Annotated in this window: 7 protein-coding genes; 1 reads left to right on the top strand and 6 read right to left on the bottom strand. The window is 60.8% G+C overall.

Annotated elements, in window-relative coordinates; genetic code table 11:
- Window positions 1-85: 85 nt before the first annotated feature.
- The 3 genes from JNK74_19245 to JNK74_19255 all read right to left on the bottom strand — a co-directional run bounded on the left by JNK74_19245 (window position 86) and on the right by JNK74_19255 (window position 2934).
- Window positions 86-886: a hypothetical protein gene (locus JNK74_19245; GenBank protein ID MBL7648319.1), complete on the bottom strand. Its 801-nt coding sequence runs from the start codon at window positions 884-886 to the stop codon at window positions 86-88.
- Between the two features lie 9 nt (window positions 887-895).
- Complete coding sequence (locus JNK74_19250; GenBank protein MBL7648320.1) at window positions 896-1639, bottom strand: 3-deoxy-D-manno-octulosonic acid kinase; 744 nt, start codon at window positions 1637-1639, stop codon at window positions 896-898.
- An 83-nt stretch (window positions 1640-1722) separates the two neighbouring features.
- Window positions 1723-2934: a GNAT family N-acetyltransferase gene (locus tag JNK74_19255; protein ID MBL7648321.1), complete on the bottom strand. Its 1212-nt coding sequence runs from the start codon at window positions 2932-2934 to the stop codon at window positions 1723-1725.
- Between the two features lie 335 nt (window positions 2935-3269).
- Here JNK74_19255 and JNK74_19260 point away from each other — a divergent pair, with 335 nt between their 5' ends.
- Entirely contained in the window at window positions 3270-3917 is a 648-nt protein-coding gene (locus JNK74_19260) for a glutathione peroxidase (protein MBL7648322.1), read from the top strand.
- Window positions 3918-4045: 128 nt separating this feature from the next.
- Here the strand turns inward: JNK74_19260 and JNK74_19265 are convergent, their stop codons facing one another.
- From JNK74_19265 to JNK74_19275, 3 genes are all read right to left on the bottom strand, one after another.
- Entirely contained in the window at window positions 4046-5188 is a 1143-nt protein-coding gene (locus JNK74_19265) for an exo-alpha-sialidase (protein ID MBL7648323.1), read from the bottom strand.
- A 36-nt stretch (window positions 5189-5224) separates the two neighbouring features.
- A complete protein-coding gene (locus tag JNK74_19270) occupies window positions 5225-6055 on the bottom strand; it encodes an enoyl-CoA hydratase (GenBank protein ID MBL7648324.1) in 831 nt (276 codons plus the stop codon).
- Between the two features lie 156 nt (window positions 6056-6211).
- The gene (locus tag JNK74_19275; protein MBL7648325.1) at window positions 6212-7459 is read right to left on the bottom strand and encodes a Gfo/Idh/MocA family oxidoreductase; all 1248 of its coding nucleotides are present in this window, start codon (window positions 7457-7459) and stop codon (window positions 6212-6214) included.
- Window positions 7460-7637 lie beyond the last annotated feature (178 nt).

A 7637-nucleotide genomic window follows, 5' to 3' on the forward strand; every position in this document is an offset into this window, starting at 1 on the left:
CCGGGCAATTCGAAGAGATTAGATCAGAGTGGCGCTGGAGAGATAGTACCTCCCGGTGCGCGAAATGTTTCAACGGGTTCGGCCCTCAGCCCGAACTGCCGTTGCGCCCTTCGCGGGCCCAGCGCTCTTCCACCAGCTCGCGGCGCTGCACTTGCGCCTCGCGCACGCGGGGCATCCAGACGCGCAGATCCTGGGCCGGGGTAATCAATTTGGTGATGAAGGGGACCAGAACACTGTCGCTGAGGAAATCGCAGAAGGAATCATAGAGCTGTACGTGATTCTTCATCCGGAGCCCTTCATCATATTCCTCTCCGATGGTTACATCGTCGAGATCGATGAAACTGAAGTGGCGTCCGTCCGCGGTGAAAATGTTTTTTCCCGAGAGGTCCCCATGGCGCGCGCCGCAGTCCGTGAAGGCGTTGATGGCCTGGGCCAGCGCGCCGAGAAAGGCGTGGATGGTATCGGCGCCGGCCTTTCGCTGGATAAGAACCTGAAGGAAGCGCTCCACATTTTGCTGTCCGCTCAGATAGGAGGTGATGAGGACATTGCCGGTGATGATGCCCATGCCGCCGCGCTCGATATAGGCCAGGGGCTCGGGCACGCTGATCCCGTTTGCGCGCAGGTGGTGCGCGGCCACCCAGCCCTGGCGGTAGCGGGCTCGCTTGAAGGTATGCTTGAAGGGGCCGGTGCCGCCCGCGAGCTGGCTCTCCTTCACGACGACCTCGCCGCAACGGCGCACGCGGCTCTTGGACGAGGATTTCAACACCTCGCCCGGCTCCGCGACGACCGCCACGATGCTGTTGGCCGAGACACCGGCTGCACAGTAGATCGTGGACCAACCACTTCGCATGCGGGTGATGGTCTCATTGATAACAGGTGTAGACATGAACGTGCTTCATTTCCGCAGGGTATCCGACACCATCCCCCGGATACGGTAAAGCCCGGAGAGCCAACGGGGTAACCCAAGTTTCCCGTAGCCCTCGAGAATAGCATCGAAATTATCCAGAGATCGCCCGTGCTTTTCAAGGGAGCGCCGGAGCCGCAGGAGATTGCGCGCTCGGGCCAGGCTTGACAGGGGCTTTCCCATCCGGGCATTGTCGAAGTCGATCAGCCAGATTTGTGCGCCTTCGGTCATGATATTCTTGATCTGAAGGTCGGCATGCCAGACGCCGAGTTCGTGCATTTCCCGTATTCGCCGGCCGCACTGGGCCAGAAGTTGCGGATTGGCCGCGCCGCCGTTCAGGTAGTCGAGCAGGGTGATGGCCTCCAGGCTGCGCGTGGCAATGGCGCCCTGAAAAAAGGGGCCGCGCCGTACCCAGACGACCCCGAGAGGCTCCGGGACGAGAAAGCCCTGCTGGTAGAGCGCAAGATGGACACGGAACTCCGCCAGCATGCGATTACCCAGAAAGCGATCTTTGGACAAGCGCGCTATGAGTCCCCCGCGCCGGTAGTGACGCAAGACCCCTTCGCCGCTCGTAAGCGGAAACCGGCTCACCCGGCCCCGGCCCGCCGCGGTGTCCACCGTGCATCCCGCACGGTCGAAAAGCGCTCTGGTCACGGGGCCCGCCTCGGATGTGAGGACATAGCCCGAGTGGCCACTCTTATCGATGAAGTTGTAGGCGGACAAGCTGTCGGACATGGGTCGGGAGGATTCGTTCGGGTTGATGACGACGGCCCTAGTGTATCACAGCCGCGCGATCATCCCCTTGGCGCGTCCGTCCCCTAAAAATGATCCACGGGCCAGACGAAGGGCAGGCGTTTGGGGAAGAGCGCGCCGAGAAGTGCTTTACCAGTGGAATTCAGGATCCGACGTCGGGTCAGGAGCACCTCGTCCAGGTAGCGGTAACCCGAGAGCAACTGGACGAATTCACCGGCTGTGAAGGAAACGCGGTTGTCCCCGGTTGTGGCGGCAACGTCGATGGCTCCCCGGTTGGCCCGAATGCGGTAGGTCTTCTTTTCTATGAGCAGGGTCACCTCGGCGCGCTCCCGGGCGAGGGCGGTCTGGGCCAGGCCACTCTCCCACTCCGGGATCATGGATTCGAGGGTTTCGCCAAGATTGATCAGGGCCATCATGCCGTCGCGATTTCGCTTCACGTGCATCTCGTATTTCGACTCGAATTGCAAGAGGTACTTCAGAAAGACGTGGCAGGGTGGCGCGGCGAAACGTATCTGGGGCGCGTGCTCCTCCAGCGCCAGTTGGGCGCTGGCGTGGAGCAAGGAACCGCAGGCATCGCGGCTGCCCAGGCCCAGTTCCTTGACGAGGAGTCCATCGCGGTTGACTTCGGGCAGAAAATAGGCAACGACCTTGCCCTGCTGGTCGGTCAGTACTCGAACCTCTTTCCACCGCTCCCACTGGTTGGTGAGGTGGGCGCTGGAGCGGACGATGGAGCAGGCCACGTCATTCTCGCCGGCGTTGTGCAGTTTCTGTATGGCGGGAATATCGCCGGGCTTGCCGTGGCGCACCTTGTAGGGCGCGTGTTCCGCGTGCTCCGCTTCGAGGACATCCACGGAGGTGAGGAAATCGGACAACATCGTCGTGAAGCCGTAGCGGTGGTAGAAATCGACGACGCCGAAGAGCATGGATACATGATAGTTGTGGGCGCGCATGTATGCCATGGCGTCCAGGAGGAGGGCGCGGGCCACGCCCTGGCCGCGGAATTGGTCATCCACCGCGATCCAGCCGAGGCCGCCCATTTTGAGGCGGGCTTCCCCGATGCGGATGGTGTCCGTGGTGATGCGCAGGGCTCCGATCAGTTGCCCCTGCTTACAGGCCACCCGGGTGTGCTCCCGGTGGAAGCCGGGGTAGCCCTTCGCGAGGGCATCCAGACGGCGAACCAGGGCGAAGTAGTTGGGGCCAAAGGTCTTGGCCATCAAATCCAGGGCCAGTGTGGTGTCGTCGGGCGAATTGGCGCCCCGAACCTCCAGATCGTGCATGAAACCGGGCTACTCCTTCCATCGGAAATGTGGCCGGGGAATCCACGGTGGAGCCCAGACCTCCCTATGGCGGGATTATACCAGCTTATGGGCGAAGTCGGGCCAATTTGAAGCACCCTGACCATCAAACTCGCCCGCCGCGAATAATTTTTTAAATACTTTTCCTTCCCAGTCGTTAATAGGGTTGAGGCCGCGCTTCAGGCGGCCGGGGACTGTCTTCCGGCCTGTCGGGTTGCATCGCGCGCCAGCGGTGTTGTAGCGTATAGGGCCTCGGCAGAAACGTACATTGTACCCGTATGGGTTTCCGTAGCACCATGGAAATACAGGAGAAAATCATGAAACGCGTATCCAAGACTCTGTTCGCCCTCGCCGCCGCGGCCTTTATGGGCATGGCCTTCGTGGCGGGCGCCGCCGATGAAGCTCCCTCCTCCGCTCTGGCCTTTAAGGTGAAGGACATTGACGGCAAGGAAGTGGATCTGGCCAAGAAGTATGAGGGCAAGGTTTGCCTGGTGGTAAACGTGGCGTCCAAGTGCGGCAACACCCCCCAGTACGAGCAGCTCGTTGCGCTGCAGACGAAATACAAAGACAAGGGCCTGGCGGTTCTGGGCTTCCCGGCGAACAACTTCGGCGAGCAGGAACCCGGCACCGAGGCCGAGATCAAGGAATTCTGCGCGACCAAGTACAGCGTGAATTTTGATCTCTTCTCCAAGATCTCCGTCAAGGGCGACGACCAGGCTCCCCTGTACAAGTACCTGACCTCCGAAGCGACCAACAAGGATTTCGCGGGCGAAGTCACCTGGAACTTCGAGAAGTTCGTCATCGGCAAGGACGGCAAGGTTGTGGCCCGTTTCGCCCCGAAGGTGAAGCCGGACGCTCCCGAAGTCGTGAAGGCGATTGAAGACGCGCTGGCGGCGGAAGCCGGTGGCGGCGACGAGTGGGACGACCTGAACGTCGGCAACCTGAGCGGCCAGGCGGTTCTCTAAATTACTGTCGGTTTTGAATAAGCAGGCCGGACTGCCTTCGGGCATGTCCGGCCTGATTTTTTTCGTAGCAGCGCCTTTAGTCCATGGGAACAACGGGGCTCATAAGCTCATTGGAATCAGGAGGGCACTTACTTCGCAGGCGGCATCCAGATGGAAGCGCCAATATAACGCTCGGGACCTTCCACGCCATCGGCGAAGTAGTAGATCGTGACCACTTTCCCGTCGGGACGCTGAACCATGCGGGGATAGCCCATGTCGGTGGTGTTGCCATCGTTGCGGAGGACGAGCTCGGGTCCCCAGGTTTTTCCACCGTCGTCGCTGAGTTTGGCGCACATGCTGTAGGGCTTGGCGCGGTAGCCGTAGGCCAGGCAGATGCGGCCATCGCGCAGTTGGATCATGGCGGGCGGGTTGCCCTTGCCGGTGTCCTCCACGGGATTGGCTTCCTGGGTCCAGGTCTTGCCGTTGTCGACGGAGCGAAACAAACCAATATAGCGCCGCGTGCCTTCGTGGATCCGCGTGGTGCAAATGAGCTCGTTATCGCTCAGGCGGACGGAAGCCGGCATGATTCCGAAATCCCCTTTCCCCATCTCGGGCCCGAGGTAGCTTACAAACTGGAATGACTTCCCGCCGTCGTCGGTCCGCATGCAGAAAACGCGGCCCTCCTTTGCGTCGGACTTGGCGGCCGTGCTGAAAACGAGGCAGGAATCCTCATCTTCCACGATATAGTCCGTCCGCGGTGCGGTGCCCGGCGCGTCAAAATTGGGCATCTTGAATGGGCCTTCCCAATTCTTGCCACGGTCATAGGAATAGTAAAAGCGGGAATCCCCCGCCCCGGCGTCGTTCATTCGCACCGTCATGGCGAAGTCCTTATGCAGAAAATTAATTCCGCCCGGGCAGTCTGCGGCCGGCTTAATCTCCAGTCCCGGCGTTTCCGTGCCATGGAGAGACTCGCCTTCCGGAATCAGATAGCCATGCTCGGCGGGGTGCTCCTGCTTCCAGGTTTCGCCGCCGTCGAGGCTTCGGGCGAGCCAGTGCTCTTCGGGCTTCTCGCGATCCACATGGTGCCGGTCGCCCATGTCTTTATACCAGGCCCGGCTGTAGCCCACGAGGATCTCGTTGTCCCAGATCCAGATCCCGTGATTCGCAGGCCAGCCGCCGAAACGGCCCGGTTCGCCGTAGACTTTTATGTGCTGCACGTCCTGTAGAATAATCTGATCCGGGGGGGCGGACAGTGAAGCGGCAACGACAAGTAGTGCACCCAGACTGCTCATATAATGCTCCTCAAGATGGTCTAAGTAACGGTAATGTCAATTGCCGGTAAAGCGCGGGGGTCTCTTTTCGACGAAAGAGGCTACACCCTCCGCGAAATCGGCGGTTCCGAAGCTTTCAAACATTTCTTTGATGGCCAAATCCGTGGCGGGCCCGAGATCGCACAAGAGCGAATCGTAAACCTGGCGCTTGATGATGCCCAGGGCCCGGGGAGAGCACTGGGTCGCGAGGTGGGCCGCATATTCACGGGCGCGCGGAAGCAGCTCATCGTGTGGAACGACGCGGCTTACAAGCCCCATGGACTTCGCTTCTTCCGCATCGATAATACGTGCGCTGTAGAGAAGGTCGAGGGCGTTTTCGAGACCCACGAGGCGCGGAAGCATCCAGCCGAGACCGTGCTCCGCGATGAGACCGCGCTGGGAAAAAGCGGTGCCGAATTTCGCCTTGTCGCTGGCGAACCGAATGTCGCAGTAGACCGCGTGGACCAGACCGATGCCCATGGCGTGGCCGTTCACGGCGGCGATGACGGGCTTCCGGATGCCGATGGTAAAGGTGTAGGGCTTCTTGAAGTCATCGCGCACGCATGGGCCAGTGCCAGGCTGGGCGAGGTGCTTTTCCTGGGCCTCATCGAGATTGATGGAGCCGCCGGTGATCCCGGCCAGAAGACTCATGTCCGCTCCCGCGCAGAAACCCCGCCCCGCACCGGTCACGATCACCACCCGGACATCGTCGTGGTGCTCGGCATCGGCCATGGCGTGGCGGTACTCCGCCTCCATGCGCATGGTCCACGCGTTGAGCTTGTCGGGCCGGTTGAGGGTAATCGTGGCGATGTGGTCCGCCACGGTATAAAGAATCTCCTGATATTCCATACAAGCTGCCTCTCCTTGGGAAAAATCAGCATAGCACGAGAGGCCGACTATTACAACGGCGGGGACCGCGGGATGGAACACACGAAACAGGTCGGTCGCCACCCGCATTCGGGGTGGCTCCACCGGGTGGGGCCGGCACCCGGCGCCGGTGTCCCTCTACATCACATGGAGCACTTCCCGGCCCCGGCCCTGGGCGATGAGGGAGGTGTAGCTTTTCAGATCTTCCTGCACTTTGGGATCGGTCAGGTCGAGGGTGACGCCGCGCTCGGCGGCCATGTAGGCCGCCTGGCAGAGTTTGGTGATTTCGAGGCCGTACTCGAAGTTCAGGAAGGCGTCGTGGCCCGCCTTGAAGCTGCGGACCGCGTCTTCGATCTCATCCACATAGCCATAAAGATCGGCTTCGTTCGGCTCGACCACAAGAAGTCCCCGGGAAGCGGTGGATTTTTCCAGGGCGGTTTCGGCGTCGGCCACGGCATCGGCGGCTTCATCGCCCACGAAGACCTGAAGAGAAGACTGGAGTGTGTTCAGCTCAAAGGCATAGCCCGGGCCCATGCCGTCCATGTAGAGGCGCATGCCCTGCTTGTCGAACATCCAGGAATTGGTGAACTGGGACTTTGAGCGCTGGCCGGTTTCGGGGTTTTCGAAGGTGATGATGCCGGTGGCGAAGTCTTCGGCCGGGGCTTTGCCGTAGTCGATGCCCATGCGATCCATCAGTTTTTTCCGGCCGGCTTTGGTGCCCCACTTGAGCAGGCTGGTGTCGGCGCTGACGGCGATGGGCCGCAGGAAGTCCACGGGTTTGCCGTGGGGCGTGAGGACGAACCAGCCAACGGCGACGCTGTGGCAGCCCATGTCGCTGAGCACACCACCGCCCTGCCGGACGGGATCCCAGAACCACGGCTCGTGGGGTCCGCTGTGCTCTTCCGAGCTTCGGGCGAGGGTAAGGGGGCCCATGCTTTCCTGTTGGGGCTTCATCTGGGCGAGTGCGGCCCGTATGGCTTTCATATGAATCTGGTTCTCGAAGTAGGCCGTGGGTACGCCCGCTTCTTTCGCAAGATCCACCAGGGTCTGCGCCTCCGCCACGGTGCGCCCCAGGGGCTTCTCGATGATAATACCCTTGATGTTCGCACCGGCTTTGATCGCATCGACCACGGCGCGCATGGTTTCAACGCGGGCGAAGTTCGGGGTGAAGATGCAGACGGCGTCCACGTTGTTGCACAGCTCGGCGACACTGTTGAAGACCGTGCAGTCCCCCACGCCCAGTTCGCGGGCGAGTGCGGAGAGTTCGGGGCCGTTCTTGAGGGAGTAGACACCTGCGAGGTCCACGCCCCGGACAGACTTGAGAGCCTTCGTGTGAAAGCGAGAGATGAAACCGGCGCCGATGATGCCGAGCTTGAAATGGGACATGGATGATATTCCTTTTGACACCCGCGAGGGACGGAAACCTGATGATGTAATCTTCAAGTATAGGTAATAGCGATGGGGACAAACAAGAACCGGGATCATGGCTGTCGAAACTCTTTGAAAATGTCCCCCTGCTAACTCTTTGAAAATGTCCCCATACTGTGGATCTCGGAAAGGAGGT

Source organism: Candidatus Hydrogenedentota bacterium, from assembly GCA_016791475.1.
Classification (GTDB): domain Bacteria; phylum Hydrogenedentota; class Hydrogenedentia; order Hydrogenedentales; family JAEUWI01; genus JAEUWI01.